We start from the raw sequence: 933 nt of genomic DNA on the forward strand, positions 1-933 counted from the left end.
AGGCTGGGCTGTGATGGGGAGCGAAAATTGCAGTAGCGAAGGTCATGTACTCCGGCTGTCGAGAAAAGCCTCTAGGTAGATCTAGGTGCCCGTACCGCAAACCGACACAGGTAGGCGAGCAGAGCATGCTAAGGCGCGCGGAAGAACTCTCGTTAAGGAACTCGGCAAAATGACCCCGTAACTTCGGGAGAAGGGGTGCCTCGGTAGGGTGAATAGCCCGAGGGGGCCGCAGTGAAAAGGCCCAAGCGACTGTTTAGCAAAAACACAGGTCTGTGCGAAGCCGTAAGGCGAAGTATACGGGCTGACGCCTGCCCGGTGCTGGAAGGTTAAGGGGAGCGGTTAGGGGTAACCCGAAGCTGTGAACCGAAGCCCCAGTAAACGGCGGCCGTAACTATAACGGTCCTAAGGTAGCGAAATTCCTTGTCAGGTAAATTCTGACCCGCACGAATGGCGTAACGACTTGGGCGCTGTCTCAACGAGAGATCCGGTGAAATTTTAATACCTGTGAAGATGCAGGTTACCCGCGACAAGACGGAAAGACCCCATGGAGCTTTACTGCAGCTTGATATTGGACTTTGGTACGATCTGTACAGGATAGGTGGGAGCCTATGAAGCCGGAGCGCCAGCTTCGGTGGAGGCGCCGTTGGGATACCACCCTGATCGTATCGGAGTTCTAACCTGGCACCGTGAAACCGGTGCAGGGACCGTGTCAGGCGGGCAGTTTGACTGGGGCGGTCGCCTCCTAAAATGTAACGGAGGCGCCCAAAGGTTCCCTCAGAATGGTTGGAAATCATTCGAAGAGTGTAAAGGCAAAAGGGAGCTTGACTGCGAGACCTACAAGTCGAGCAGGGACGAAAGTCGGGCTTAGTGATCCGGTGGTACCGAATGGAAGGGCCATCGCTCAACGGATAAAAGCTACCCTGGGGATAACAG

1 rRNA gene is annotated in these 933 nt (G+C 55.3%); it reads left to right on the forward strand.

The features are described 5' to 3' along the window. Positions 1 to 933 (forward strand): 23S ribosomal RNA (locus A7K91_RS00015); the annotation flags it as partial.

This window comes from Paenibacillus oryzae (assembly GCF_001675045.1).
In the GTDB taxonomy this organism is placed as follows: Bacteria; Bacillota; Bacilli; order Paenibacillales; family Paenibacillaceae; genus Pristimantibacillus; species Pristimantibacillus oryzae.